This window comes from Bacillus sp. MN7755, from assembly GCF_054771475.1.
Genome location: NZ_BTRL01000015.1, coordinates 127,192 through 153,539 on the forward strand (window position 1 = coordinate 127,192; position 26,348 = coordinate 153,539).

28 protein-coding genes and 1 pseudogene are annotated in these 26,348 nt (G+C 33.6%); 6 read left to right on the forward strand and 23 right to left on the reverse strand.

Going from position 1 to position 26,348, the window contains the following annotated elements:
• Window positions 1-169: 169 nt before the first annotated feature.
• A complete protein-coding gene (locus tag ACYVEC_RS17290) occupies window positions 170-619 on the forward strand; it encodes an NUDIX hydrolase (protein WP_460507733.1) in 450 nt (149 codons plus the stop codon).
• Window positions 620-655: 36 nt separating this feature from the next.
• Here ACYVEC_RS17290 and ACYVEC_RS17295 read toward each other — a convergent pair whose 3' ends face one another.
• The 9 genes from ACYVEC_RS17295 to asnB form a co-directional block, all read right to left on the reverse strand.
• Window positions 656-1,204, reverse strand: a complete 549-nt coding sequence (locus ACYVEC_RS17295) for a cysteine hydrolase family protein (protein WP_063223322.1) — start codon at window positions 1,202-1,204, stop codon at window positions 656-658.
• A gap of 307 nt (window positions 1,205-1,511) precedes the next feature.
• Window positions 1,512-2,000 carry a hypothetical protein gene (locus ACYVEC_RS17300; protein WP_063223321.1) on the reverse strand — a complete coding sequence of 163 codons (489 nt, stop codon included), beginning with the start codon at window positions 1,998-2,000 and terminating at the stop codon, window positions 1,512-1,514.
• A gap of 258 nt (window positions 2,001-2,258) precedes the next feature.
• Window positions 2,259-2,906, reverse strand: a complete 648-nt coding sequence (locus ACYVEC_RS17305; protein ID WP_063223320.1) for a nitroreductase family protein — start codon at window positions 2,904-2,906, stop codon at window positions 2,259-2,261.
• 98 nt (window positions 2,907-3,004) lie between these two features.
• Window positions 3,005-3,880 (reverse strand): D-amino-acid transaminase, encoded by an 876-nt coding sequence (gene dat, locus ACYVEC_RS17310; RefSeq protein WP_063223319.1) that lies wholly within the window; start codon window positions 3,878-3,880, stop codon window positions 3,005-3,007.
• 131 nt (window positions 3,881-4,011) lie between these two features.
• Window positions 4,012-4,974, reverse strand: coding sequence for an ABC transporter substrate-binding protein (locus ACYVEC_RS17315; RefSeq protein WP_063223318.1), 963 nt, complete (start codon window positions 4,972-4,974; stop codon window positions 4,012-4,014).
• 137 nt (window positions 4,975-5,111) lie between these two features.
• Window positions 5,112-5,966: a phosphatase PAP2 family protein gene (locus ACYVEC_RS17320; RefSeq protein WP_063223317.1), complete on the reverse strand. Its 855-nt coding sequence runs from the start codon at window positions 5,964-5,966 to the stop codon at window positions 5,112-5,114.
• A 230-nt stretch (window positions 5,967-6,196) separates the two neighbouring features.
• A complete protein-coding gene (locus ACYVEC_RS17325) occupies window positions 6,197-6,526 on the reverse strand; it encodes a hypothetical protein (RefSeq protein ID WP_063223316.1) in 330 nt (109 codons plus the stop codon).
• A gap of 48 nt (window positions 6,527-6,574) precedes the next feature.
• Window positions 6,575-6,934 carry a GNAT family N-acetyltransferase gene (locus ACYVEC_RS17330; protein WP_063223315.1) on the reverse strand — a complete coding sequence of 120 codons (360 nt, stop codon included), beginning with the start codon at window positions 6,932-6,934 and terminating at the stop codon, window positions 6,575-6,577.
• Between the two features lie 93 nt (window positions 6,935-7,027).
• Window positions 7,028-8,929: an asparagine synthase (glutamine-hydrolyzing) gene (asnB, locus tag ACYVEC_RS17335; RefSeq protein ID WP_063223314.1), complete on the reverse strand. Its 1,902-nt coding sequence runs from the start codon at window positions 8,927-8,929 to the stop codon at window positions 7,028-7,030.
• A gap of 217 nt (window positions 8,930-9,146) precedes the next feature.
• Here asnB and ACYVEC_RS17340 point away from each other — a divergent pair, with 217 nt between their 5' ends.
• The gene (locus ACYVEC_RS17340) at window positions 9,147-9,611 is read left to right on the forward strand and encodes an Hsp20/alpha crystallin family protein (protein ID WP_001288083.1); all 465 of its coding nucleotides are present in this window, start codon (window positions 9,147-9,149) and stop codon (window positions 9,609-9,611) included.
• A 34-nt stretch (window positions 9,612-9,645) separates the two neighbouring features.
• Here ACYVEC_RS17340 and ACYVEC_RS17345 read toward each other — a convergent pair whose 3' ends face one another.
• A complete protein-coding gene (locus ACYVEC_RS17345) occupies window positions 9,646-10,233 on the reverse strand; it encodes an SCO family protein (protein ID WP_063223313.1) in 588 nt (195 codons plus the stop codon).
• Between the two features lie 336 nt (window positions 10,234-10,569).
• On the opposite strand from ACYVEC_RS17345, the gene ACYVEC_RS17350 reads away from it, so the two are divergent.
• Window positions 10,570-11,544 carry an MBL fold metallo-hydrolase gene (locus tag ACYVEC_RS17350; protein ID WP_199677605.1) on the forward strand — a complete coding sequence of 325 codons (975 nt, stop codon included), beginning with the start codon at window positions 10,570-10,572 and terminating at the stop codon, window positions 11,542-11,544.
• A 182-nt stretch (window positions 11,545-11,726) separates the two neighbouring features.
• Here the strand turns inward: ACYVEC_RS17350 and ACYVEC_RS17355 are convergent, their stop codons facing one another.
• The 4 genes from ACYVEC_RS17355 to ACYVEC_RS17370 all read right to left on the reverse strand — a co-directional run bounded on the left by ACYVEC_RS17355 (window position 11,727) and on the right by ACYVEC_RS17370 (window position 14,283).
• The gene (locus tag ACYVEC_RS17355) at window positions 11,727-12,569 is read right to left on the reverse strand and encodes a DegV family protein (protein ID WP_063223332.1); all 843 of its coding nucleotides are present in this window, start codon (window positions 12,567-12,569) and stop codon (window positions 11,727-11,729) included.
• A 152-nt stretch (window positions 12,570-12,721) separates the two neighbouring features.
• Window positions 12,722-12,973 (reverse strand): DUF2535 family protein, encoded by a 252-nt coding sequence (locus tag ACYVEC_RS17360; RefSeq protein WP_000629012.1) that lies wholly within the window; start codon window positions 12,971-12,973, stop codon window positions 12,722-12,724.
• Window positions 12,974-13,314: 341 nt separating this feature from the next.
• The gene (tatC, locus tag ACYVEC_RS17365) at window positions 13,315-14,055 is read right to left on the reverse strand and encodes a twin-arginine translocase subunit TatC (protein WP_063223311.1); all 741 of its coding nucleotides are present in this window, start codon (window positions 14,053-14,055) and stop codon (window positions 13,315-13,317) included.
• A gap of 42 nt (window positions 14,056-14,097) precedes the next feature.
• Window positions 14,098-14,283 carry a twin-arginine translocase TatA/TatE family subunit gene (locus ACYVEC_RS17370; RefSeq protein WP_000492443.1) on the reverse strand — a complete coding sequence of 62 codons (186 nt, stop codon included), beginning with the start codon at window positions 14,281-14,283 and terminating at the stop codon, window positions 14,098-14,100.
• 213 nt (window positions 14,284-14,496) lie between these two features.
• On the opposite strand from ACYVEC_RS17370, the gene trhA reads away from it, so the two are divergent.
• Entirely contained in the window at window positions 14,497-15,153 is a 657-nt protein-coding gene (gene trhA, locus ACYVEC_RS17375; protein ID WP_063223310.1) for a PAQR family membrane homeostasis protein TrhA, read from the forward strand.
• 41 nt (window positions 15,154-15,194) lie between these two features.
• Here the strand turns inward: trhA and ACYVEC_RS17380 are convergent, their stop codons facing one another.
• The 5 genes from ACYVEC_RS17380 to ACYVEC_RS17400 form a co-directional block, all read right to left on the reverse strand.
• Complete coding sequence (locus tag ACYVEC_RS17380; protein WP_063223309.1) at window positions 15,195-15,914, reverse strand: lysophospholipid acyltransferase family protein; 720 nt, start codon at window positions 15,912-15,914, stop codon at window positions 15,195-15,197.
• 111 nt (window positions 15,915-16,025) lie between these two features.
• Window positions 16,026-16,661 (reverse strand): FMN-dependent NADH-azoreductase, encoded by a 636-nt coding sequence (locus tag ACYVEC_RS17385; protein WP_063223308.1) that lies wholly within the window; start codon window positions 16,659-16,661, stop codon window positions 16,026-16,028.
• Window positions 16,662-16,902: 241 nt separating this feature from the next.
• Window positions 16,903-18,888 carry a penicillin-binding protein 3 gene (pbpC, locus tag ACYVEC_RS17390; RefSeq protein WP_063223307.1) on the reverse strand — a complete coding sequence of 662 codons (1,986 nt, stop codon included), beginning with the start codon at window positions 18,886-18,888 and terminating at the stop codon, window positions 16,903-16,905.
• 155 nt (window positions 18,889-19,043) lie between these two features.
• Window positions 19,044-19,532, reverse strand: coding sequence for a dihydrofolate reductase (locus ACYVEC_RS17395; protein WP_060630671.1), 489 nt, complete (start codon window positions 19,530-19,532; stop codon window positions 19,044-19,046).
• Window positions 19,533-19,551: 19 nt separating this feature from the next.
• Window positions 19,552-20,508, reverse strand: coding sequence for a thymidylate synthase (locus ACYVEC_RS17400; protein ID WP_063223306.1), 957 nt, complete (start codon window positions 20,506-20,508; stop codon window positions 19,552-19,554).
• A 198-nt stretch (window positions 20,509-20,706) separates the two neighbouring features.
• Here ACYVEC_RS17400 and ACYVEC_RS17405 point away from each other — a divergent pair, with 198 nt between their 5' ends.
• The gene (locus ACYVEC_RS17405; RefSeq protein WP_063223305.1) at window positions 20,707-22,164 is read left to right on the forward strand and encodes a serine hydrolase; all 1,458 of its coding nucleotides are present in this window, start codon (window positions 20,707-20,709) and stop codon (window positions 22,162-22,164) included.
• A 126-nt stretch (window positions 22,165-22,290) separates the two neighbouring features.
• A complete protein-coding gene (locus tag ACYVEC_RS17410; protein WP_063223304.1) occupies window positions 22,291-23,574 on the forward strand; it encodes a S41 family peptidase in 1,284 nt (427 codons plus the stop codon).
• Window positions 23,575-23,608: 34 nt separating this feature from the next.
• Here ACYVEC_RS17410 and ACYVEC_RS17415 read toward each other — a convergent pair whose 3' ends face one another.
• From ACYVEC_RS17415 to ACYVEC_RS17430, 4 genes and pseudogenes are all read right to left on the reverse strand, one after another.
• Complete coding sequence (locus tag ACYVEC_RS17415; RefSeq protein ID WP_275719538.1) at window positions 23,609-24,541, reverse strand: aminoglycoside phosphotransferase family protein; 933 nt, start codon at window positions 24,539-24,541, stop codon at window positions 23,609-23,611.
• 11 nt (window positions 24,542-24,552) lie between these two features.
• Window positions 24,553-24,828 (reverse strand): annotated as a pseudogene (locus ACYVEC_RS17420) (VOC family protein).
• A gap of 79 nt (window positions 24,829-24,907) precedes the next feature.
• The gene (locus tag ACYVEC_RS17425; protein WP_063223302.1) at window positions 24,908-25,543 is read right to left on the reverse strand and encodes an HAD family hydrolase; all 636 of its coding nucleotides are present in this window, start codon (window positions 25,541-25,543) and stop codon (window positions 24,908-24,910) included.
• A gap of 105 nt (window positions 25,544-25,648) precedes the next feature.
• Entirely contained in the window at window positions 25,649-26,236 is a 588-nt protein-coding gene (locus tag ACYVEC_RS17430; protein WP_063223301.1) for a YpjP family protein, read from the reverse strand.
• Window positions 26,237-26,348: the final 112 nt, after the last annotated feature.

Here is a 26,348-nt window from a genome sequence, read left to right on the forward strand (position 1 = left end):
TCCTCCTATAAATATACCCTTTTTCATAATCTAAAGGGAGATTGCAATAGAATTTTTTATAAACGACTTTATTTTATGACCGCAATACTTCCATCAACAAAAAAGGAAATAATAATACCGCGCCGAATAGTTCATTTGAAAATATTTTGATTCGCGGAGGTTACTAACAATAGGGTATATCGAAGAACTAAGAGAAGTTATTGGATCAAGACCACTCAATCTAGCAGGAATTGCTGTAGCTGTTTTCAATGAACAAGGACAAATATTACTTCAACAAAGACGAAATGGAATTTGGGGTGTCCCTGGTGGATTCGTTGAACTAGGTGAATCAACAGAGGAAGCAGGAAGACGAGAAGTGCTCGAAGAAACAGGGATTGAAATAGGAACTTTACAGTTAATAAGCGTATTTTCTGGAAAAGAATTTTTTGTGAAATTACCGAACGGGGATGAATTTTACCCTATAACGATCGCATATCTTTGCAAAGACCTTACAGGCGGTACGTTAAAAGCTGATGGAATTGAATCATTACATGTACAATTTTTTGATATAAATGCGTTACCAGAAAAAATAAGTCCGTTCCTAAAAAAACTAATCGAGCAAAATGTCGTTTCTATTTAAAAGTAAAAAAGAGACCTTTTTTAACGGCCTCTTTTTTCACTTCACTTCTGCGTCTAAACAAGATTTAAAATGTCCAAGTGCATATTCATGACCTTGTGCATTAAAAGATGCAACTGCCTTTTCAAAAACAACAATTTTAAATCCTTTATTATAAGCGTCTACTGCTGTGTGAAGAACACAAATATCAGTACATACCCCTACAAGATGAACCTCTTCAATTCCTCTTTCTCTTAACTTCATCTCTAAGTCTGTCCCTGCAAATGCGCTATATCGTGTTTTATCCATATAATATACATTCTCAGCATTTTTATATGTTTCGTATACATCTTGTAATTCACCAAACAACTCTCTTCCATTTGTGCCAGCTATATTATGAGGCGGGAATAATTTTGATTCTGGATGATATACATCATTTTCTTCATGTTTATCAATCGCAAAGACAACGTAATCTCCATTTTCAATATATTGCTTCGTTATTTGTACAATTTCTTTCTCAATTTCTTGGCCCGGCTTACCGCAAGTTAGAGCACCTTTTTCAGCTACAAAATCATATGTATAATCAATATTTATAAGAGCTCGCTTCATTACTATCTCTCCTTCTCCTGTTTCACAGTAAACAATAGAAAATTTGTTATTACGACATCGTATGTACTATTCGACATTTCAAATGAAATACCTACATTTTACTTGTAAAACTTCCCTTAATTTGAGTTTATCATAGAACAGGTACACAATGACAAACCATACACTTCCAATTAACAAATCATGAATTTCATAATCGAACGTAACGTGAATTATCTCTTGTATAGTAAACCAAATTATTCACTATTACCTCATTCCATCTAAACAAAAAAGCACACTACTTTTTTGAGTAATGTACTTTTTATTCTTATTAAGACGCAGGCTTTGTCTCAAATGTTGCTTGATTAAAACTAATAACCTTTCCTTTCGGGTCATTGTTTTCATACTGAACTGCAGTAATTGTATGACTACCTGTTTCAAGCGTCTTTTCTTTTAATTGTACTGTTGTCTGTGTTGTACTAGTTACTTGATGTTTATCTGCAAATACTTGATCTACAAATACGAATGTTTCTTTATCATTTTGAAAATTAGAAAGCTCTAATTCAACGTGTTGAATTAAAGTATCCTTTTTAATGAATACGGTTGGTATATTGCCATTTTCAGAAGTGCCATCTGGAGTAATAACTTTCACTTTCCCTTCTCCAATTGGCATTGCTCCTTCAGGAAATACAACTATATTCTCATTACTTGCGTTTACAACTTGTTCTTCTGGCTTTGATTGTGTACCCTCTTTTTCCTTTGGAGCACCGCAACCAACTAATAACAATACAGACAATCCAGTGATTATGAATTTTTTCAAAATTCATCCCCCCTGTCATTTCATTATAATTTATTATACAAAAATAACTTTTAGATTTTAAGACTACTTTCAACACTTTCATGAACAAATAGAATCTTGCTCACGATTAATGTATCATACTTTCCTTAATAGAACATTAATTTTTTTTATGAAATAAATAGTAATTCCCTCTTATCTATCATTTTAGCCCAACATATGAATTACATACCCTCAAAAATAAAAAGACATTGTTAGTTCAATGTCTTTTCCATACAGCAATTAAAAAACAAATGTTGTAATCTCATCTACTTCTTTTCTTGGAAGTTTCTTCGGCTTATCTTTCGGAAAACCGAGTGAAATAACCATATTTATTTGTTTTTCAGGCTCAATTTGTAAATATTGTCGTAGTTCACCTTGAGCTAACAATACAGGTCCTGTCATTGGGCAAGTACCAAGCCCCTTCGCATGTGCAGCCAACATTAAGTTTTGTGCCGCTAAACAGCTACTCTTAATTCCTTCTTCTTCCCAAACTGAATCTGGAACAAAAGCAATTGGATCAAATATTTTTTCACGAAACTTTGATTCATATGGCGTTGCCAAACATACAATTAATACTGGTGCCTCCGAGAAAGCTGTTGCATATGGTCCGAAAGAACGTGTAAGTAATTTCCCTGCTTTCTCTTCTCCGTTTTCTGCCGCTTTTGCCGCAAGTTTATGTAATGCATCCCATGTCATTTGTTCAATTTCTTTAATTTTTTCTCGGTTCATAATGACCAAGAATTCCCAAGTTTGTGAGTTCGTATCACTCGGTGCATAACGAGCACAATCAATAATTTCTTTTATATCACTAGTGGATACTTCTTGTTCTGTGAACTTTCTAACACTTCGTCTACCGTGAATTACTTCTTTAAAATCTTCATAATTCATACATTAAATCCCCTTTTTACAGCGTTTTCAAATCTTGTCCTATGCTTGAATTATATCATGAAAAAAAGCTGGAGGAATACCAGCTTTTTTCTTCAATATTAGTTCATAACTTTAAACAATCTAATACTTTCTTCATATGCCACTTGGAGTTTCTTTGTAATCGGTCCTCTCTCGCCGTTTCCAAACTGCTCGTCACCAATTTGAACGACTGGGAATATTTCAAGTGGTGTCGCTGTAAAGAAGCACTCATCAGCCTCATATACTTCTTGTAGTGAAAATTCTCGTTCTTCTACATCAATATGTAACTCATTCGCTAATGTAATAACGTAGTGACGTGTAATGCCGTGTAGAATGAAATTGTCAGCTGGGTGTGTAATCAATTTATTATTTTTCACAATAAAGAAATTCGAATGACACCCTTCAGTAACAATGCCATCTCGTACTAATATCGCTTCTTGATAGCCTTGTTCATTTATTTTATTTTTAATCATGATATTAGGAAGAAGATTTAATGATTTTATATGGCAAAACTTCCATCTTATATCTTCTTCTACTGTTACCTTGATTCCTGCTTCCATTGAAGCAACTGGTCTTGGAAACGAAACAAGATTTGCAAAATATGTCGGTTGTAAGTCTGACTCATATACATGATTACGTGGTTGAGCCCCTCTTGATATTTGCAAATATACATTCCCATCTTCTTGAAATTGATTTTTTTCAATCATTTGATGTAACTCTTCCACCAACTCTTCCTTCGTAAACGGTGGAATTAATTTTATTTCTTCCATAGAATTAAAGAATCGTTCCAAATGTAAATCTAATAGATGTGGTTTCCCATCATATAGTCTAAATACCTCGTATATACCGTCACCAAATTGAAAGCCTCTCTCCTCTAATGGAATCATCGGTTGTTCTTCCTTCGTATTTACAATTCTCCCGTTAAACAAAATCCAATCTTTATGAGTAGCTTTCATTTATTCCCACTCCTTTATTCCATGATTGGTTTAATTGTACAACTTATCCATAATTAAAAGAAGGAATTTTCTGTATTTTAACCAATAAAAAAGTGCATCACCCATTTAAAGTGATGCACTCGATTATTCATTTACTTCAGAAAATATTTTTCAATATCATCTAACATAAGGTTTGCAGCTACAATACCACCTGCTGTATTCCAAATCACTTCATCTACTTGGAATACTTTATTATCTTTAGAAGCCTGTAACTGCTTAAATAGTGGATCTTCTGTCCATTCTTTCGCTAACGTGTTTCCTTCATTATTTTTATCCGCATCTTTATCCGATGTGAAATAGAATAAATAGTCCCCGTCCATATTTGGAATTTGCTCTTTTGTAATTCCTTTAATTGCAAATTCATCTTTATCTTGTAGTGGTGGTCGTTTAAATCCAATATCATTTAATACAACGCCTGAGAATGAATTTTTTTGATATATACGAACATCACCAGGGACGAAGCGAATAATTGAAACTTTAGAATTAATTTTATCGCCTAATTGTTCTCTTATTCCTGCAATACGCTTTTTATAATCATTAAGAGCATTTTGTCCTTCTTTTTCTTTATTTACAGCTTTTGTATAAAGTGTAAAGTTTTCTTTCCAATCACCGCGTAATGTTTCAGCATATACTGTTGGCGCGATTTCTTTTAACTGCTCGTATATTTTTTCGTGACGCATTTTATTTCCGATAATTAAATCCGGCTGAAGCTTCATTACTGCTTCTAAATTAATGTCACGCTCAGTTCCTACTACTTTCGTATTTTTTAGCTCTTTCGCTACATGAGGATACCATTCATCACCAGCTCTTGGTTTTGTCGTTCCAACTGGCGTTACTCCAACAGTTAAAAGTGCCTCAGCGCCTTCATTTGTTAAAACAACAACTCTTTTTGGCGTACCATTTACTGTCGTTTCGCCCATTGCATGTTTTATCGTATATGAATCTTTTGCTTTAGCTGATGTATCATTTTCTTTCTTTTCTTCTTTACTACACCCTGCGATTATGATTGTTAGTAGCATAATACAAAATATAAGCATATTTTTAGTGCGTATCATAAGTCCTCCTAGTTGAAATTGATTATCATTTACTTTTTAAAGAGTAATGTATATCTCATACATTGTCAATAGATATATCAGAAAACTTTTTCAATATATATAATTTAAACCTCATTTTTATTCAAAATATTTTGTACTTATTTACTGCTCATATTATTTAACCGTAACATGTGAAAAATAAGTGGACATAAGAAAGTAATTGTCATTCCAGTCAATACATAACGTAAATAATACATATCAGGTATTACTTTTTTTAATAGGAGCTGTACCACTAACAAGATACTAAGACCCAATACTGTTTTTGACACTTGTATTTTTAAATTATTAGTTTCATTCATTTTAATAAAATGATTTTCTAGCATGATACCAATTGTAGAACCTGTCAAAACTCCTAGCAATTTAAAATTATCTATTTGGTCCGTCAAAAAATACATAATGATTGAAACTACCAATACAATTCGTTGTAACAATATAAATTTCCTATCACTTAATTCCACTGTTACTTTCGTATATAAATAAACAACTATGACACTAATTAAAACGGCACCTATTATATCACTGAGCCAATGTACACGTAAATATAGACGAGAAGTAGCAATAAATATAATAAAAATAATTCCAATGATCCAAATGATTCTCTTTTTACATAAAATCATGAATGAGCCCCAAAATGTTGTCGCTAACTGGACGTGCATACTTGGAAAAGAATAACTTGCGACTGATTTTTCATATAAAGCTTGAATTCCGTCATATGTATACGGTCTTGGGATTTTCATAAATTCTTTTGCCACTATCCCTATATATCCAGAGAAACAAAGCATAACAATCATATGAAATGCTTTTCTTTTAGAAACGCACCAATATAAAATCGAAATTACAACTAAATACAACGTTTCATTTGCAATACTGGATATAAGTTTAAAAAATGTTGTAAGTACACTTCCTTCCAGACTGGTCATCCATTCAAGAAACAACATATCAATATTATACATAAAAAACGATACCTCCAAAAAAAATCCTTCTACTATTTGTCAGCACTTAATATAAACTAGTTGATTAACATTTCAAATTTATACACCCACTTACGTTACAGATTAAGAATACATAGTACCACATACTAAAAACAGATAATATGTTATATCCTCTAATCATTTTTATAAATTTTAATGAAATTTTGAGCTTTATATACAAAGCCATTACAATTACAAATAAAAAAACCGCCTTATGTAAGGCGGTTTCTATCATTTTGCTTTAACCAATTTAAAATAAATATATACGATTGATAGTGAATATAACGCATGCAAAATAAAAGAAATAAAAGTGCTATTCCAGTGGTACTATACAGCAAACCGAACTTTAAAAAAATATTTAAAAGCGGCGGAAAGTTCGTTATGTTTTGTAATGTAATAAGCATACAAAATAAAAGGAAAAACACAGGCGCATATTGTAATTCATATGGATTTCTCTTCTTATTCATTCTTTTTCGAATAAACATATGGCTTAGCTCTGCTACTAAAAAACACCCTCCAATTAATACAAGACCAGAAGTCATCGTCATACATCCACCTGCCTTATATTTATCCCGCATAAGTACTCATCGTTATATTTTCTTCACATATATTCCATCTTCCTCATTAAAACCAAAGCTCTCAATGAAAGATTTTGCTTGTTCCGTTAATTCCGTTTGTAATACCTTTATCTCTTTCACATTTCTTTCTTTCATCATCGTTTCAAATGTAAAATACGTATTTGTTCCATAACCGTAACTTTGATAATCAAAGTGAATAATTAGCTGAGATAAAATCGCACTCTCCTCTTGAACACGATAATCTATTACACCAATATATGTATCATCGACTTTCACACAATACTGTACTTCTTTCTCACTTAAACTATGTGAGCGAAACATTTCTTTAACAACGCTTTCATTTTCTACAGTAACTTTCTCAAACGTAATCATATGTTGTCCATCCTTTTACTATTATTGTATCAATAATGCGTCCTATTTATGAAAAAAACCTTAAGACCATATGCGATCTTAAGGTTTTTCTAATTAAACTAAGCTATACGCACGTTTCGTTTCTTCGTGGAACTTATTCGTATCGTATTTATGCTCAACATAAATTTGGTGCCATACCATAAACGCAAGTACAGTCCAAATTTTACGGCTATAATCGCCTTTATCTGCACAATGTGCTTCCAGTAAGTTTAATACATACTGTTTGTCGATTAAATGCTCTGTTTTACTCTCGTTTATAATATTGATAGCCCAATCATGCATTTCGTCTTTTAACCAGTGACGAATTGGTACTGGGAATCCAAGTTTCTTACGATCTAATACGTGATCTGGAACGATTCCGCGTGCTGCTTCACGTAAAATAGCTTTCGTAGTTCCGTTAGCAATCTTTAATTCAGTTGGAATTTTAGATGCAACATCGAATACTTCTTTATCTAAGAACGGTACACGAAGTTCTAATGAGTTTGCCATTGTCATTTTATCAGCTTTTAATAAAATGTCACCGCGTAACCATGTGAACATGTCAATGTACTGCATTTTGCTTACATCATCATAATCTTTAATTTCGTTATACAATGGTTTCGTGATATCCATATAGTTAACACTTTCATTGTAATACTTCATTAATTCCGCTTTCTCTTCTTCACGGAAGATTTTCGCGTTTCCATAGTAACGCTCTTCAATTGGCGTACATCCACGCTCTAGGAAGCTCTTTCCTTTAAAGCCTTCTTTCAGAGCACCACTTAATGCTTTTAGGACGCTCTTTCCTGGGCTAGGAATGTAAGAGAACATTTTTAGTGAGTTTGGCTCACGATAAATGTTATATCCACCAAATAGCTCGTCTGCACCTTCACCCGAAAGAACAACTGTTACATGCTTACGTGCTTCTTTTGCAACGAAGTACAATGGTACAGCTGCTGGATCTGCTAAAGGATCATCCATATGCCAAATGATTTTTGGGAACTCATCCATAAACTCTTTCGCTGAAATGAATACGTTATGGTTTTTAACGCCTAATTTCTCAGCAGTTTCTTTCGCAACATCAACTTCACTGAAACCACGTTGCTCAAAACCAACAGAGAATGTCAATAGGTTCGGATTCATTTCTCTTGCAATAGAAGCGATAATAGATGAATCGATACCACCAGATAAGAATGAACCTACTGGTACATCACTACGCATATGCACTTTTACAGAATCATATAGCACATCACGAATCGCTTGGATATGCTCCTCTTTCGTTGCACTTGAAGCATTGAAATAAGGTTTCCAGTAGCGATGGATTTCCATCTCTTTACCGATTTCTTTTACGAAATAATGACCAGGCTCGATTTTGTTAACATCAATTGTTAATGTTTCTGGCTCTGGACCATATTGGTACGTAAAGTAATGTTGCAGTGACGTTGGATTAACGCCTTTATCTTCCATCACATGCATAATACTTTTCTTCTCAGATGCGAAGAATGTAGTATCACCCTGTTGTGCGATGTATAAAGGTTTAATACCGAAGTGATCACGTGCACCGAAAAGTTTCTTCTCTTCACGATCCCAAATCATAAATGCAAACATACCACGAAGATAGTCTACACATTTTTCTTTCATATGTGCATACAATGCAATGATAACTTCTGTATCAGATTGCGTTGCAAACGTTGCACCTTTTTCAAGTAACATTTCACGTAATTCTACATAGTTGTAAATTTCACCATTAAAAATAATTACATATCGATCATTTTCATAAGTTAGCGGCTGATGTCCTGCCTCTAAGTCAATGATACTTAAACGGCGGAAGCCAAATTGTACATGTTCATCACGAAAATATCCTTCGTCATCTGGACCGCGGTGGAAAATCATCGTGTTCATATTTTCAAATTGATGTTTTTCTGCTTCTGAAAACTCTCTAGGGTTTTCACATAAACATCCTACAAAACCACACATACTTCTTACCCTCTTTCAGTTTTCATTCTGTCTCTATACTACTATATCAACCCTATTTATACTAGCATAATCAACTGAATATGGCGACCAAAAACTATAAAAAAATCACTCCATTTCACATTTTTAACAATTTTTTATGAAAACATGAAAACTAGGCACTCACCTTTCTCCGCTTTTGTCATATGATATTGCAAATTGATTTCTAGGAGGGAATACCATGAGTGAAGAAAAAAAAGACTCTTCTCGCCCACCGGTTCGCAATTATTTAAAGCAAATTGATGATTTCTTCGAGCAAACACCACTTCGTAATGTAATCGCTGATTTAAATCATTTTTTCCAAAAAGGAAACCGTTTATTAACATTCCCTGTAGATTTATATGAAGTTGGTGAAGAACTCGTTGTTACAGCTGAACTACCAGGTATACAAAAAGAACAAATTCAAATTGAAATACAAAGTGAATACTTAAAAGTCTCTGTAAAAGAAGAGATACTAGAAGAAGCTGAAGAAGAAACATCTCATAACTATTATCGCCGGGAACGCTCCATTTCAGAAGCATCAAGATTGATTAAATTACCGTACTCCATTAATAAAAAAGCAGCGAAAGCTTCGTATCAAAATGGCGTATTAGAAATTCGAGCACCAAAACTTCCACAGCAACATGACATTTTATCCATAGACTAAGGTAAAAAAATAAGGGTGCTTTGCACCCTTATTTTTAATCCACTAATCGCTTCATATCACGTATAATGTCTTCGTACGGCGTATTACTAATGCCACTATACTTTTTCATTACTTTTCCGTTTTGATCAATTAAATAAAATGATGTACCATGCATAACTTGACCGTTCTCCGGCTTATCTACAAGTGATTGGAAATTATCTTTTGAAAACTTTGTAATATCTTCTAACGAATAGCCCGTTAATAAATTCCAGTTACTAGTATCCTCTGTAAACTTTTGAATGAAAGCCTTCAAATTCTCCGGCTTATCAAGGTCTGGATCTACACTAAAAGAAACAAACTGAACGTCTAATTTCTCTTCTTTTGCCATCTTTTGCAGTTTTGCCATATTAGCAGTCATTGGCGGACAAACTGTTTGACAGTTTGTGAACATAAAATCTGCAACCCAAACTTTCCCTTTTAAATCTTTTGTGCCAAATGGCTTTCCATCTTGATTTGTAAATTGGAAAGTTTCTAAATCCCAATTCAATGGTTTACGAAGCTTTGAACCTGATCCACTACATCCAGCAAGTACAAAGAGACAAAATACAACCATAAGACCAATTACTTTTTGATAACGCTTCATTATATAAACCTCTTTTCTCTATCCTAAATTTAAATAGGTTATGTTTATCATAACAAAAGTTAACACTACGAGAAAATTGTTTACTACATTTGTTCACGAAATCGTACGAATTTACGTATGTTACTTCTTTATTTCAAGCGAATTACTAGACAAAATACATTTTCCCACTAATATTTCTCTAAATAGAAGTTGCAAAACTAATTTTATTGGTGCTTTTGTAAATACCTACCCCTATTTTTTTACAATTACTTAAACATTCATCCATGTTATACACTGTATTCCTTAACAACATTTCGGTACAATACAATTACAACGATTTTAAATGAGGTGATGTTCATGGCAAAGCGCTATGAAAATATGGATAATGTTAGCACAAAAAAATCAATTCGCTCTTTTTTACGCTGGCGTAAAGAACGAAAGCAAAACAAAACAGATTTTTCTTTCTTAGTAGAACAATCACCCGTTAAACAAAGTGCATTTTTGCAAAGTAATGTTGAAAAGACGACTGTCACATGGATTGGGCATTCCACTTTCCTTATCCAAACGAATGGACTTAATATATTAACGGATCCAGTATGGGCCAATAAATTAAAGCTAGTTCCAAGACTTACAGAACCTGGACTTTCTATAAAAGAACTACCTAAAATTGATATTGTCCTTCTTTCACATGGTCATTATGATCATTTAGATTTTTCAACACTTCGCCAACTTAACGATGACGTATTATACTTAGTACCCATTGGGCTAAAAAAATTATTTACTCGTAAAAAATTCAACAATGTAGAAGAGTATAAATGGTGGGAAAGTACGACTATTGATGACGTTTCCTTTCACTTCGTCCCTGCTCAACACTGGACGAGAAGATCATTATTTGATATGAATACTTCTCACTGGGGTGGCTGGATTATTAAGAATGACAATATGGAGGAAACCATTTATTTTTGTGGAGACAGTGGCTATTTCCAAGGTTTCAAAGAAATTGGTAAACGCTTTTCCATTGATATTGCTCTTATGCCAATTGGTGCTTATGAACCAGAATGGTTTATGAAAGTATCTCATGTTTCACCTGAAGAGGCAGTGCAAGCTTATTTAGATTTAAACGCTACGCATTTTATTCCAATGCATTACGGAGCTTTTGCACTCGCCGATGAAACACCCCGCGAAGCAATAACTAGACTTCGAAATAATTGGAATTTGCGTATGTTACCGTGGGAACAACTGCATGTACTCTTCTTAGGTCAAACTTTCACTTATAATAGCGTAACAAATGATAAGCAAGTGAATGAAAAAATTGAAACGTTACATGTATAACTGAGCTACTTATTTTCTATAACTAACATATAATATAGAAAATTATAAAGGGTGCTTTCTATGAATGGATATTTACAGACGCGCTATATCATTAGCGGTAGTGCCTGTATAGCCCTACTTATTTCTTACTTTCTATTTACATAAAAAAGCTACTTGAAATATATTTTCAAGTAGCTTTTTTATTACTCTGCTAAATACATAAATCCGATTGCACCCGGACCTGTATGAGTACTAATAATAGGCGTTGTATAGAAAATTTCTGATTGAGCAAACCCACTCACTTTTTCAACCGCCTCTTTTACACTTTCAGCTAAAGGAATTGCTTTCGCATGTGGAATTGCTACAGCTTTTACAACTTTTCCAGCTGTATCTTCCTCAAATAACTTAGCTAACGTTTTTACAATTTGGCCTTGGCTACGCACTTTCGTTACAGGGTTATAAACACCATCTTCAAGGCTAGCAATTGGCTTTATATTAAGCAGTGAACCGATAAATGCTTTTCCTTTACCGATACGCCCACCCTTCACTAAGTTCTCCAATGTATTTACTACTACATATAAACGAGTATTCTTTCTCACTTCATCTACACGTTTTAAAATTTCTTCTAGTGAGCGTCCTTCATTTGCCATTTTCGCAGCTTCAATTACTTGATATGCTAAAGCATGTGTAATAAATTGCGAATCAACAACTGTTACTTTTGTATCAGTCATTGATGCAGCACTATTTGCAGTTGCCACAGTACCACTCATTCCACTTGTCATATGAATGGAAAGTACTTCACTTCCATCTTCACCTAGCTTGTCATACATTTCTACAAATGTACCCATTGCTGGTTGTGATGTTTTTGGTAGTTCCTCTGATTTAAGCATTTCTTCAATAAATTCATCCGGTTGTAGATCTACGCGATCTAAATATGTTTGTCCATTTACAGAGATTGATAATGGTAGAACATGAATGTCATACTTATCAATTACCTCTTGTGATAAATCTGCCGTTGAATCTGTTACAATTTTAATTTTTTGCATATTATATTCTTCCCTTTCCAATACGCTCTCCCTGTTATTATACTAGTATTCCCATTGCTTTCAACAATTTGGAACGAAATTTCATCAAATTAATTATATTTTTATATCTAAATCGAAAAAGACAGAGTTTCTAACCCTGTCTCTACTCTATATCATGCATTTTTTTCAAGAGTATTTGTTTTATATACATTTAAATAATCATTCCACTTCAAACAATTTTGTAAATATTCACGGAAAGAATACGAAAATCTTGGGTGTTTTTGTTTTTGAATTTTTGCAATAAATAATTGAAGACGAGACTGAATTAGAAACGATAATGGATGCTGCGCCTGTAGGACAGGGATTTCAAATATTTTAATACAATCCCCTGTTGAATGAGTGAAATAAAAACTTTTCGTAATCACAATATCAATCCTCTTTTTCATTGGATTTTGAACTTTCTCTACTTTACGCTGTAACACGTGTTTAAAGTGGAGACCCCTATGAATACAACAGTATCCTTAGACAGTCCCTTTAATCCTTATAGTTTGAAGATTTATCCTCTATTCATCTCCACCTAATCCATCCCCCATCCTAAATATCCGTTAAGACAGGAATCTCGTTATCCGTAAATTACTTAATACATTCAGTATAAACTTATAAAAGCGCAAAGTTTGTCTAAATTTTGGAGATTCTATAATTTTTTTCTTCTATATATTGTATACGTTTATAGCTAGAGTATAACAAATAAATAAAAAAAGTGCCTTTATAACGAGGCACTTTTCGACTGAATTTCTTCTCTTTTCTTTTTGCGCTTAGTAACAATCTTTGATAGAGCGATACTAATTTCATAAATACAAATAAGTGGGACAGCTACTAAACTGTGTGATAAAAAATCAGGAGGTGATATACACGATGCAATGATAATCAATGCTACGTATGCATACCTTCTTATTTTTATGAGAAATTCCGCCGTCAACAATCCAATACTTGTTAAAAACATTACAACTACAGGTAATTCAAAAATTACAGCAAATGGAACTGTTAAATTAAGAACAAAATGAAAATACTTTTCTGTCGTAAACATCGTATTAAACATTTCGTTACCTATCGTAGTTAAAAAATGAAATAAAAACGGCATTACAACGAAATATCCAAAACATAAACCAGCAATAAATAATATGGACAATACTGGTATATACATCAATGTCATCTTTTGTTCATTTGGATGTAAACCCGGTTTTACAAATAACCAAATTTGTATAGCAGCAAAAGGAATTGTACAAACGATAGCAAATACTGTAGCAATCGAGAAAAAAATCCACAATACATCACTCGGTCCCAGAACTGTTAACTTCATCGGCAAATCTTTTACGAGCCAAAAATATATATCCTTCGTAAAAGTAAATCCAATAATTAAAAATAGTACAAATGATAAGACTGTATATATTACTCGTTTACGAAGCTCAACAATGTGTTCTACTACGCTCATTTCTTGATCTTCCATCTCGTTCACCACACTTTATTTATCCATTACAAGGAAAATCCATTACATTTTCTCCTTCTTTTCCTTCTCTTGAAATGCGTCATCTGTCAATTCTTTCGTTGATTTTTTAAACTCTTTTAACGTTTCCCCTAAAGCCTTTCCGATCTCCGGCAATTTTTTAGGCCCAAATAAAATGAGTACAGCTACTAAAATTAAAATTAACCCTGGAAAGCCAATATTTGAAAACATTTCTCCATCCCCTTTATTAGTAGATTCCTTGTCCTACTATTACATAATTTTATTTTGTCAAAAAAGTTTGAAAACGTCAACAAATCCATTGCCTTTTATCAAAAAAATTCAAAAATATAATCAATTATACAAATTTCATTTTCTATTGCCCTTGTGTATGATATGGTAAGGGAAACGACATATTATTTTATGATAGTAGAAAGGATTTGCATTATGACTGAAAAAATGACACGAATGACGCAGTTTGTTAAAGAAGAAATTGCAAATGCAATTACACATGGTATCGGTGCCATTTTAAGCATCCCTGCCTTAATTATATTGATTATTCACGCCTCTAAGCATGGTACCGCATCTGCTGTAGTTGCATTTACGGTTTATGGTGTAAGCATGTTCTTACTGTACTTGTTTTCAACATTGCTACATAGCATTCACCATCCAAAAGTAGAAAAATTATTTACTATACTAGATCACTCAGCCATTTATTTATTAATCGCTGGCACATATACTCCTTTTTTACTTATTACACTTCGCGGAACATTAGGCTGGACGTTACTCGCTATTATATGGACACTAGCAATCGGGGGTATCGTCTTCAAAATCTTCTTTGTACGTCGCTTTATTAAGGCATCAACGTTATGCTATATCATTATGGGATGGCTTATAATCGTTGCCATTAAACCACTTTATGAAAATCTAACTGGACATGGTTTTTCACTACTTTTAGCGGGCGGAATTTTATATTCTGTAGGGGCTATATTCTTCCTTTGGGAAAAGTTGCCTTTCAATCATGCCATTTGGCATCTCTTCGTCTTAGGTGGTAGTGCGATGATGTTCTTCTGCGTACTCTTTTACGTCTTACCTACAGCATAATAAAAAAGGTTTCAGCTTATATCAAGCTGAAACCTTTTTTATTACTTATGTAATTGTGATGCGATAACTTCCTGTGTATGCTTCGTTAACTCTTTAATATCCATATTCGCATACTCTTTAGGTGTAATCGGCTTAGAAATTGTTACTGTTGCATGAGCTGGTTTCATACGGTTTCCATTCGCTTCAAACATTTTATATGTCCCATCTAGTGTTACAGGTAAAATTGCTACACCAGATTTTACTGCAAGGTGAAAACTTCCCGCTTTAAACTCTCCAATTTCGCCACCCTTACTTCTTGTCCCTTCTGGGAAAATTACGATAGAATGTCCATTCTTTAATAGCTCAATTCCATCTTTAATTGCTTGAAGTGATTGACGACGATCGCTACGATCCATAAATACACAATTCATAAGTTCCATCCAAGTTGGTACAACTGGAAACTTTTTAATCTCTGCTTTTGAAACGAATCCAATTGGTTTATTTAAGTAACCTAGTAAAATAGGGATATCCATATTACTCTGATGATTACTTACAACTAGTACCGGCTTGTCTTTCGGGACATTTTCAAGCCCTTTAACTTCTACTGCCCCACCAGCTACACGTACCATTTTCTTACCAAACCAATTTGTCGTTTTGTACACAGCATTATCTTTTTCTTGTGGCGACATCGTATTTACTTGTCTTTTAAGACGCCACATTCTCGGTGTAATCGCTATTACGATTAAAATTAAATAAAAGATTTTAAAAAACGTTTGAATCATACAGAACCCCCACCTATTATCATTCCGACCTTCATTATACTAGACAAACGAAGGAAAAAGAAGAAAAAATGTCCAAACAGCAAGTGTTTGGACATTTTTAAGTATTCTATATTAGAAACGTTTTGCTAATTCACGAGCATTAGCAATTGCTGCTTCTTTAATTTCTGGTGCTTTTTCAGGATTTGCATTCATACCTTCAACTGCAATATATTCAGTATCGTTTACACCGATGAATCCTAATACTGTTTTTAAGTGATTGCGACCGAAGTCTACAGCTGCATATGCTCCTTCAGAATAAACGCCACCTGTAGCTTGAATGTGAAGTGCTTTTTTACCTTCTAATAAGCCAACTGGACCATTTTCAGTATATTTGAATGTTTTACCCGCGATTGCTAAGTTATCTAAGTATGCTTTTACTACTGGTGGATAGCTAAAGTTCCACATTGGAGTTACGAATACATAACGATCTGCATGCATAAATGTTTCTAAGTTTGTGTTCATTGCTGCAACTTTTTGTTGTTGAGCTTCAGTTAAAGTTTCAAATCCTTCACCTGCTGCAAATTTACCCCAAGCAGCAAATACATCTGCATCAATTGCTGGTACAGTAGTATTGAATAAATCAACTGTTACAACTTCGTCTTGTGGATGCTCGTTTTTATAAGCTTCGATGAAAGCTTCTCCTACTGCCATTCCGAAAGAACCTTCTGCTGAATTTGGATTTGCTGTGATAAATAGTACTTTTGTCATTGTATTCTCTCCCTTTTCTCTCTTTACCTTTAATTCAAGATTTATTTTTTAAAAGTTAATAACTTACCTTATGTAAGTATAATACAAAAAGTTTTAATTAATGTCAATAAAAAATAGCTACTTTTTTTTCGTAAGTTAATGATTTATTTTGTTTCTTTAAAATTAATTATATAGATATTAAGAGTTTTTTCATACAAAAAGGCTACCTCTACAAATTATAGAGATAGCCTTTTATTACATATTATTTTTGAAAAACATGTTTCACTTTTTCAGCTGGAATATTACTTCCACCTCTACCTTTTACATCTTCAATCATCATTGTAATGACCATATCTGGTGAATTTAAATCAAATGCAGCGAACCAACCTAGTTCTTTTCCTTCAGCCTCTTTTGATACTTTTAATTCCGCTGTACCTGTTTTCCCAGCAAGAGTCATGCCATCAATTTTAGCAATTTTCCCTGTACCATCTGGATCATTAATTACTTTCGTCATAGCAGTTTTTAATATATCCTGGTTGCCTTTTGAAATGACATTCTCTTTCCAAACTTTTGGTTGCTTATCTGTTTTAATAATATATGGAGAAGGTATGTTTCCGTCATTAACAATTGGTGCGTACGTTAATGCTAGATGGAGTGGCGTCATTAATACTTGCCCTTGTCCATAACCTGTGTCTGCCATTTGAATATCATTTTTAATACCATCATTGGCGATTTTAGAAGCTGGGAATCCATATTCAATTGGTAATTTCTCATCGAATCCGAATTTTTTCGCTTCACTCATAAATTTATCTTTTCCGATTTTCAAAGCTTCTTGTGCGAAATAAATATTATCCGAGTATTTCATCGCCTTATCAAAATCAACCGGATTTGCATCTTTTACACGCGTTACATAATAATTACCCCAAGAAGAATCTTTTGTCCATTTCAATCCTTCAATTTTCAACTCTTCTTTTGGATCAATTGTTTTCGTTTCAAGACCGATTGCAGCTGTAATAGGCTTAAATACAGAACCCGGAACTGATAATTGTGTAAATCGATTGGTCATCGGTTTCTTCGGATCATTATTTACCGCATCGCGTTGCGCTTTTGATGCCCCTCTTGCGATCGTATTTGGATTATACGCTGGCGTGCTCACAAGTGCAAGTGTTTCTCCAGTCTTTGGATTAATTGCTGCACTTGATCCTACCTCATTTTTCATTTCATTATAAATTTCGGCTTGAACAGCGCTATCAATTGTTAAAGTTACATTTTCTCCATCAACAGCATCTGTTTTGGCTAAATTTTTAATTTCTTTTCCTTTTGCATCTTCTACAAAGACACGACCACCTTTTTTACCGCGTAGCTTCTCTTCCAGTACTTGCTCTAAACCAGCTTTACCTACTGAATCATCCGCTTGATAGCCTTTCTTTTGTAGCGTTTTTAAATCTTCAGCATTCACTTTTCCAATATAACCAGTAAGATGTGCTGCTGCTTCTCCTAACGGATATGAACGAACATTTACTGGTTTTGTTGCAACACCCGGTAAATCTATGTACGTATTTTGTGTTGCTCCTTCAGGCAATATTCCCATTGGTACTAGGTAATTTGGTTTTACCCATTTAGCTGCTAGTTTTTGATCAATTTCTTCTACAGACATATTTAACAACTTCGCTACCGTTTCTTTCGTTTGCGGAGCAGCATCCCCTAGCTGTTCAGGAATCATTCCGATTTCAGAGGCTTTACCATTTACCGCAAGATATTTACCGTTACGGTCATATATTTCTCCTCGTTTTGGTTGCGTCGTTTGCATGCGCACTTTACTATCTTTCATCATGCCTGGGAATATGAAATCAGGAGTCCAATCTACTTTCCAAGATTCTTTATCTCCATCTTTTTCTTTCACCATTTTTGCTTCATGGCCAAAAGTGATTTTACCACCCACTGTATCCATGCTTACTTTAAAAGGGACAGGACCTTCATCTTTTTTATCTTCTTTTACTTCCCCTGTTTCTACTTTTAAATCTTTCACTTCAATGCCAGAATAAATTTTTTCATATTTCTCAGTGAACTCTTTCTTTGAAATATCTTTTTTTGCCTTTTCTGATAATTGATCATACATTTCTGCAAATTTTTGTTTATTCCATGCTTTTGCATATGTATCAAATGCTTCTTGTGGTTTTTCTTCTTTACCACATCCAACTAACATGAATGTTAAGCAAAGAAAAAGAATCCCCCATATCTTTCTCAATCGATTCTCCTCCTTTTTCTACACAAATACTTTAGAAAATTTTAGCATTTTTACATGCTATCTTTTATTATAGCACTATCGAATGTCATCTATAAACTCATATTGATGAATACAAATAAAAAGATTGATGTGAATTTTCACATCAACCTTTATTATTATTGCTGCTTCTCATATACATGGTAATAGTACGTATAAGGATTTTTTTCATCTGTTAAACCTTTTTCTACAAAAACTTCTTTCCAATTTGTCATATCGATTTCTGGGAAGAATGTATCTCCTTCAAATGCATGATGGATTTTTGTTATATATAACTTGTCTACGTAAGGTAAAAAGAGATCATAAATTTGCGCCCCGCCAAAAATAAAAATTTCCTCTTCATTTTTGCATAGCTCAAACACTTCTTCTACAGAATGTGCTACTTCACAGCCTTCCACATGATATCCTTCATTACGAGTTACAATAATATTACGTCTTCCAGGCAGTGGTCTACCAATCGCTTCATAGTTCTTTCTGCCCATAATAAGCGGATGACCCATCGTTGTTTTTTTTACATACTGTAATTCACTCGGTAAACGCCAAGGTAAATTATTATCTTTACCAATTACTCTATTCTCGTCCATTGCGACCATAAATGAAACTATCATCTTTTCATCTCCTCTACAATTACACTGCAACCGGTGCTTTAATTGCTGGGTGTGGATCATATCCTTCAATTGTTAAGTCTTCCATTTCAAAATCGAACACAGATTTCACATCTGGATTTAATGTAAGTTTCGGGAATGGACGTGTTTCACGTGCCAATTGCTTTTCTACTTGCTCAAAATGATTTGTATAAATGTGTGCATCTCCAATTGTATGAACAAATTCACCCACTTCAAGACCACATTCATGTGCAATTAAATGTGTTAGTAATGAATAACTTGCAATGTTAAATGGAATTCCAAGGAATATGTCACCACTTCTTTGATATAGCTGACAAGAAAGTTTGCCATCCGCTACATAAAATTGGAATAGCGTATGACAAGGCGGTAATGCCATACTTGGTACATCTTCAGGATTCCAAGCGGAAACAATTAGGCGACGTGAGTCTGGCGTTTTTTTAATCATTTCAATTACATCTTTTAATTGATCAAGCGTCTCACCAGCTGTCGTTTTCCAAGCACGCCACTGCTTTCCGTATACGTCACCTAAATAACCATATTTATTTGAGAAATCATCATTTTCTAGAACGTTCTTTTTAAACAATTCCATTTGCTCATCGTACTGCACTTTAAATTCCTCATCTTGTTGTGAGCGAAGACCGAAATCAGTCATGTCAGGACCAGTATACTCGTCGCTTTCTACCCAGCTCTTAAATGCCCATTCATTCCAAATGTTATTATTATGCTGCAATAAATAGCGAATATTTGTATCACCTTTCATAAACCAAAGCAATTCACTTGCTACAAGGCGAAACGGCACTCTCTTTGTCGTTAATAAAGGAAAACCTTTACTTAGATCAAAACGCATTTGATAACCAAATACAGATACAGTGCCTGTCCCTGTACGATCTTCTTTCTTCGTACCGTGCTCCATTACATGACGGCATAAATTTAAGTATTCATTTTCAGCATGTTTCATATATAGAAAAACCTTCTTTCAATCTTATATGGAATTTATCATAACATGAAAAACAGCAAATTTAATAATCTTGATTAATAAAATTTATTTCAGTAATTCTTACAAAATTATTAACTTTCCATAATTAAAAAGGTTTTCATTTTCTATTACCGAAAGTATAGGGCGGTAGGGAAAAATTTATATTTGGAGGTTAGAAGTATGTCTAAAATTGAAACTCCTGTAATGACTACTTTACAAACGACAGTTGAAAAAATGATGAAGGATTTAAATGTTCCTGGAGTTGCTGTAGCTATTATAAAAGACGGTGAAGTTATTATTTCAGAAGGTTTCGGCTATCGTAATTTAGAGACAAAAGAGCCTGTTTCACCGAGTACTCGGTTCGCAATCGGTTCCTCAACGAAAGCTTTTGGCACACTTTCATTAAGTTTATTAGCACAGCAAAAAAAGTTTAATTGGGATACTCCTGTCCAGTCTTATATACCTAACTTCTCTTTATCTGAACTACTTGCTAGCTCACAAGTTACTGGACGAGATTTAGCTTCTCATCGAACTGGTGTAAGCCGTCATGAGGCTCTTTGGTATAGCTCTTCCTTATCTCGAGAAGATCTTGTCGAAAAAATAAAACATTTACCGCTTGATGCACCGTTCCGCACATCATTTCTGTATAACAACTTAATGTATGCGACAATTAGTTATATTGTAGAAAACATTACGAATCAAACGTGGGAGCAATACGCTACAGAACATATTTTAGAACCTTTAAATATGAGACATACAAACTTCTCTGTTACAGATTCACAAACTACAGATGATTATGCTTTACCTTACGTTGAAAATGACGGTGAAATAAAAGAAGTTCCATTCCATAACATCGATACAGTCGGCGCTGCTGGGTGTATTAATTCTACAATTGAAGATATGGCAAATTGGGTCCTGCTTCACTTAAACAAAGGGAAATTTGGAGATCATGAATTAATCTCCTCTGAACTATTACAACAAATGTATACACCACATAATTTCATTCCAGATCAACCAATTTTATCACTTCCTGAATCTCCATTAAATAGTTACGGTCTTGGTTGGTTTATTAGCGCTTATCGTGGTAATAAGGTAATTCATCATGGCGGTAATATTGATGGATTTTCAGCACTTGTTTCATTCACACCAACAGAAAACATAGGCCTTGTCATTTTAACGAATGCTGGAGGCACATTACTGCCTACTTATCTCGCTAATCAAATTTATGATGAACTACTTGAATTAGAATCCATCGATTGGCATAAACGTGCAGTAGAAGATACTGAAAAAATGAAGGAAATGATGAAAGAAACAACTGAATCCCTTCCTGAACAAATAAAAGGGACTACCCCTTCTCACAAGTTAGATGACTACACTGGTACTTTTGAACATTCTGCATACGGAACATTACAAGTATACAAACAAGATGATTCGTTATATGTACAATTTATGGAGATGGATGTTCAATTAGGGCATCATCATTACGACATCTTCTCTGCAAAAGTTGACTTATTCCAAATGAAAATGAATCTATTATTTGCATATGAAATGAATGTGAACGGTGAATTCCCATCCCTTCAGTTACATGTACCAGCCATGCTAAGTACTCAGCCGCTTGCATTTAAGAAAATTAAATAAATTTTAAATAGAGGGATGATAACACTTCCCTCTATTTCCATTTAAATCCCTCATCAAAAAAAGGATAATACGTAACGGGCACAGAATTCTATTATTCAACTAATTAAATTATCAGGAGGAAAAGCTGTGTACATAGAAATTTTTAAAGAAATTGTTTCGATTACTCATCACGATTATTCAGCTTGTATAGATAAAAAAGGATGGGACGATCCTACTACTTATTTACAGACAATCGAGAAACTAGAGAAACAAGGAGAACTAACACCAGTACAATTTACTGAAATTGTACGTGATTACTTATTAGACTTTAAAGATAATCATATGTTTTTCAAAATGATCTCTAACAATCAACCCCTTAACAGTGTTGGCTTTCAAGTAAAAAGATACGAAGACCGCCTATATATTACATCCACTTCACAGGAAATAAGAGTGAAAAAGGGACAGTCTATTCTAGCATTAGATAATATGAAAGTTCCTGAGCTATTAATAAAATATAAGAAGTATTTAAATGAGCATACATATGAACGTGAAAAATGGGATTATGTTTTATTAAAATCATCAAATTGTACAATCATAGATGAAAATGGAGTAACCGAAACCATTACTTTGCAAAAGTATAAACAAAACGAATACACGCCTATTTATTCATTGAAACAGTATAATAAAGATACACTCTTAATTACTTTGACGGATTTTGCAAATACTGAAGCTATTAATAAACTATTAGACTCACACAAAGATGAACTTAATTCTTTTCCGAACTTAATTATAGATGTGCGACTGAATCGTGGCGGAAGTGATGACGCATTTTTCAACCTACTTCCTTACTTATTTGAAGACAAAGAAATTTCTCTTTTGGATCCTTCAGATATAATGCAATTAAATCATACAGAACGAAACTTTCATTTACGTATAAAAGACATCGAAATGGAAGATTATGATTCTTTAGACGAACTTTCCAAATTATTCACTAATATGTTTATTCAAGATTTAAAAAAGAATTATAAAAAAGGATTCGTTACATTTGATACTTCTGAGTTACCAAAAGAACTTCAATCATTAAAAATAAACGGAAGAAAATCACCTAATAGAGTAGTTATATTAACAGATGTTACATGCGGAAGTTCCGGTGATTCTTTTGTAGAAGTTGCAAAAAAATCATTGAAAGTAAAAGTAATAGGTCGTCCTACTGCTGGTTTAAATGATTATTCTAATTTAGCAGTAATGGAATGGGCTGATACATTCGCTCTTTACTACCCTACTTCACGACTTTCAATTATAGATAAAGGCGAAGGAATGTCCGGAATTGGTATTCAACCACATATACATATCTCGTGGACTCCGGAACATATACAAGAAGACGTAGATTTAAAGTTAGCATTACAACTACTTCAAAACGAAGAATGGTAAAAAATAAAGGTAGATGTGACTCACACCTACCTTTCTATTTCATATTAATCTTTTCTGGTTGAAACCAAATGGGCTTTAATAGCTCAAAATCTTTATGATCCTCTAAAACTACAGTAAGACGTTCTAACGTATCATCTAACATATGCGGTGCTGCTCGTAATGTCCAGACAACTGAAGAGAAAACCGTCATGCCAACGTACACCGCATATAATCTCCAGAACTCCTCAGGTATTATTCCGTTATAATATCCAGTAATTTGTCCAATCGCATATGGGATACTAATGTCCCTTGCAAATAGTGCAATTTTTACGAAATCATGGAGTGGGTCGCCCCAATCATAACCATTAAAATCAACAATACCTACATATTTCCCATCCCCTACAATTATATTTTCTAAATGAAAATCATCGTGTTGAAATCGATTCGGGCGGTTTTGTAAATACATTTCATTTTCATCGATAAACTTAATGATTTTATCATCATTTTTTATTTTTATTCCGCATGTTTTATATGCCTCTACATATTTTTGATGTTTTTTCATTGCTCTTTCATACCATGGAAGTATATCATTAGGAGCTTCATATGTATGCATTTTTGCTAAATCTTTTCCTGCCTCTATACCAATTTCATATTGTTCTTTTGGTGAATACGTAGGCAATAGCTTCTTTGCATCTTCCCCTTCTAAATATGAAAAAATACTATAGCATACACTTTCTTCTTCCAATATACCTATTTCAATCGGCCTTTGTGCCTGTACGTTACGTTTTGCCATTTCATTTAAAATTTGAAACTCTATTTTTCTTCTTTCATTCTCTTGTATATCGCCAATCCGTAACAAATATTTTTCATCATCAATTGTCGTAACTATATATTTTTTATCAGGTGAAAAGCCTTTAGAAATTTCTTCAATATTCGCTGCATCTTTTACTATTTGTATATTGTTTTGCCATGCTGTAATTGTCTTCATATTTATTCCCCTTATATTTCTACATTTGGTCTATACGCTATTTCTATAATAAACCCATTCGGATCATAAAAATCCATCGTATAGTACCCTTCCGAATAATGATTCATTTCAATTGGACCACGTATTACGTTCACTTTCGTACTAGAAAGAAACTCTGCTACCTCATCAATACCTTCTCTTTTAATAGCTTGGTAACAAATATGTCTTGGTCCTAAAGTCTTTACAATCTCCCCATCTACTTCTTTAAAATATATTTCACTTTCTCCATCAAATTATTGAAAAAGCATATCATAAAAAGAAATGGATTCCTCTTAATTTGCTACCCAAAATTTAATATGATGAATACCTTTTCGAAGTGTATTCATATTAAGAATACGCCCCCTGTACTACTTGGACAATTTCCATCGGCGTATTGACCATAAAATCTGGCGCATCTTTTTTTACCGTTTCAATGACATCATATCCCCAAGATACCCAAATTACATTCACCCCAGCCTTTTTACATGCTGCTACGTCTCGCTGTTCATCACCGACATATAACATATCTTTCTCTGTTATCTTTTTCGATTTTAAAAACCTTTTAATCATTTTATCTTTACCGAACAAGTTTTTAGAGCAATATACTTCTTGAATATTTTCTATATCATTATTGTGTAAAAATGCCCGAATATGCTCTTCTGAATTAGAGGATATGACCGCAATTCCATAGCCTTTTTTATGTAGTTCATCTAATACATCCTTCATCCCATGAAATAAAACGAGGTCTTTTATAGCCGGTTGGTACATTTTATAAAACTCCAGCGCTAAAATTGGTAGTTTATACAGTGGTACATCGAGCTGTTTACATCTCTCTGGCATCGTTAATTTACGTAAATACTCAATTTCTTCTTCCCTTACCGTTTTATATCCGTGCTTTTCAGCAAGTTGATTATAAATTGGTACAAATATATTTTGTGAATCTACTAATGTGCCATCAAAGTCAAAAACAATATATTTTTGCATTCCCATACACCCTTTGCTTCTTTTTCTAAACCTATCTTATTCAACAACATAGTTGTCTTACCCTTCTATAAAAATAAAAAAGAACAAGATTTTCTCTTGTTCTTTTTAAGAAAGCCATTTTGGCGGTACATTCGTATTCCAATAAATATTTCCTAATTCATGATGTCCTGAGTATCCATCATCAAAACGATGATAGTGGAAATTAAAATAGTAACCATCTTGCGGTGGATGATCTCGTCTTACATGAAATCGAAGTAAATCATTTCCTGATTTCGTATCATAAACGTGAAAAATCTTTTCATTATTTCCACCAGCCGGTCTTTGAGAAATTGCTAATGATTGTAACGACTCCTCTGGTACATCATTTGCAAGTTCAGCAATTGCCTCTTCAATTTTTGGTAATACTACATCTTTAAACTCATCTTCAATTACTGGACCAATTTTAGTACCAAACTTTTGCATAGACTGTTTTTCTGCTTCTTGCATCGCATAAGTAATAAAAGTATCAGTGGTTAACCTGTCATTCGTTTCTTCATATGTATAGGACGTGCTCTCCAAATTTGGTTGCCCAGCTGTGCTCGTAGGCTTGTCCGCAGCTTTGGCATTATCAAGTAATATGGAAGGAGGCGTCACTAAACCAAATGTAAATACGGTAATTAATGCGACTAAGGTTTTTCTAAACCAATTTGGCATTTATGTTCCCTCCCCTTTCACTCATTATATTTTATATAACGGTTGTTTCTTCTATTATACAAAATGATTGTAATTTTTGCACTTTACAATTTTGTTAACGTTCACATATTTT

Coding starts and splice junctions, on each gene's coding strand:
- ACYVEC_RS17325 (WP_063223316.1), bottom strand. CDS start 6,526: ATGACTTCTGGTCTTGTATTAATTGGAGGGTGTTTTTTAGTAGCAGAG.
- ACYVEC_RS17350 (WP_199677605.1), top strand. CDS start 10,570: ATGGCAAAGCGCTATGAAAATATGGATAATGTTAGCACAAAAAAATCA.
- ACYVEC_RS17425 (WP_063223302.1), bottom strand. CDS start 25,543: ATGCAAAAATATATTGTTTTTGACTTTGATGGCACATTAGTAGATTCA.
- ACYVEC_RS17370 (WP_000492443.1), bottom strand. CDS start 14,283: ATGTTTTCAAATATTGGCTTTCCAGGGTTAATTTTAATTTTAGTAGCT.
- asnB (WP_063223314.1), bottom strand. CDS start 8,929: ATGTGTGGTTTTGTAGGATGTTTATGTGAAAACCCTAGAGAGTTTTCA.
- dat (WP_063223319.1), bottom strand. CDS start 3,880: ATGAAAGCTACTCATAAAGATTGGATTTTGTTTAACGGGAGAATTGTA.
- ACYVEC_RS17305 (WP_063223320.1), bottom strand. CDS start 2,906: ATGAATTATGAAGATTTTAAAGAAGTAATTCACGGTAGACGAAGTGTT.
- ACYVEC_RS17430 (WP_063223301.1), bottom strand. CDS start 26,236: ATGCCAAATTGGTTTAGAAAAACCTTAGTCGCATTAATTACCGTATTT.
- ACYVEC_RS17415 (WP_275719538.1), bottom strand. CDS start 24,541: ATGAAGACAATTACAGCATGGCAAAACAATATACAAATAGTAAAAGAT.
- ACYVEC_RS17340 (WP_001288083.1), top strand. CDS start 9,147: ATGAGTGAAGAAAAAAAAGACTCTTCTCGCCCACCGGTTCGCAATTAT.
- ACYVEC_RS17405 (WP_063223305.1), top strand. CDS start 20,707: ATGTCTAAAATTGAAACTCCTGTAATGACTACTTTACAAACGACAGTT.
- ACYVEC_RS17380 (WP_063223309.1), bottom strand. CDS start 15,914: ATGATTCAAACGTTTTTTAAAATCTTTTATTTAATTTTAATCGTAATA.
- ACYVEC_RS17385 (WP_063223308.1), bottom strand. CDS start 16,661: ATGACAAAAGTACTATTTATCACAGCAAATCCAAATTCAGCAGAAGGT.
- ACYVEC_RS17320 (WP_063223317.1), bottom strand. CDS start 5,966: ATGTATAATATTGATATGTTGTTTCTTGAATGGATGACCAGTCTGGAA.
- ACYVEC_RS17315 (WP_063223318.1), bottom strand. CDS start 4,974: ATGATACGCACTAAAAATATGCTTATATTTTGTATTATGCTACTAACA.
- tatC (WP_063223311.1), bottom strand. CDS start 14,055: ATGGAAGATCAAGAAATGAGCGTAGTAGAACACATTGTTGAGCTTCGT.
- ACYVEC_RS17330 (WP_063223315.1), bottom strand. CDS start 6,934: ATGATTACGTTTGAGAAAGTTACTGTAGAAAATGAAAGCGTTGTTAAA.
- ACYVEC_RS17345 (WP_063223313.1), bottom strand. CDS start 10,233: ATGAAGCGTTATCAAAAAGTAATTGGTCTTATGGTTGTATTTTGTCTC.
- ACYVEC_RS17395 (WP_060630671.1), bottom strand. CDS start 19,532: ATGATAGTTTCATTTATGGTCGCAATGGACGAGAATAGAGTAATTGGT.
- ACYVEC_RS17400 (WP_063223306.1), bottom strand. CDS start 20,508: ATGAAACATGCTGAAAATGAATACTTAAATTTATGCCGTCATGTAATG.
- trhA (WP_063223310.1), top strand. CDS start 14,497: ATGACTGAAAAAATGACACGAATGACGCAGTTTGTTAAAGAAGAAATT.
- ACYVEC_RS17355 (WP_063223332.1), bottom strand. CDS start 12,569: ATGCAAAAAATTAAAATTGTAACAGATTCAACGGCAGATTTATCACAA.
- ACYVEC_RS17295 (WP_063223322.1), bottom strand. CDS start 1,204: ATGAAGCGAGCTCTTATAAATATTGATTATACATATGATTTTGTAGCT.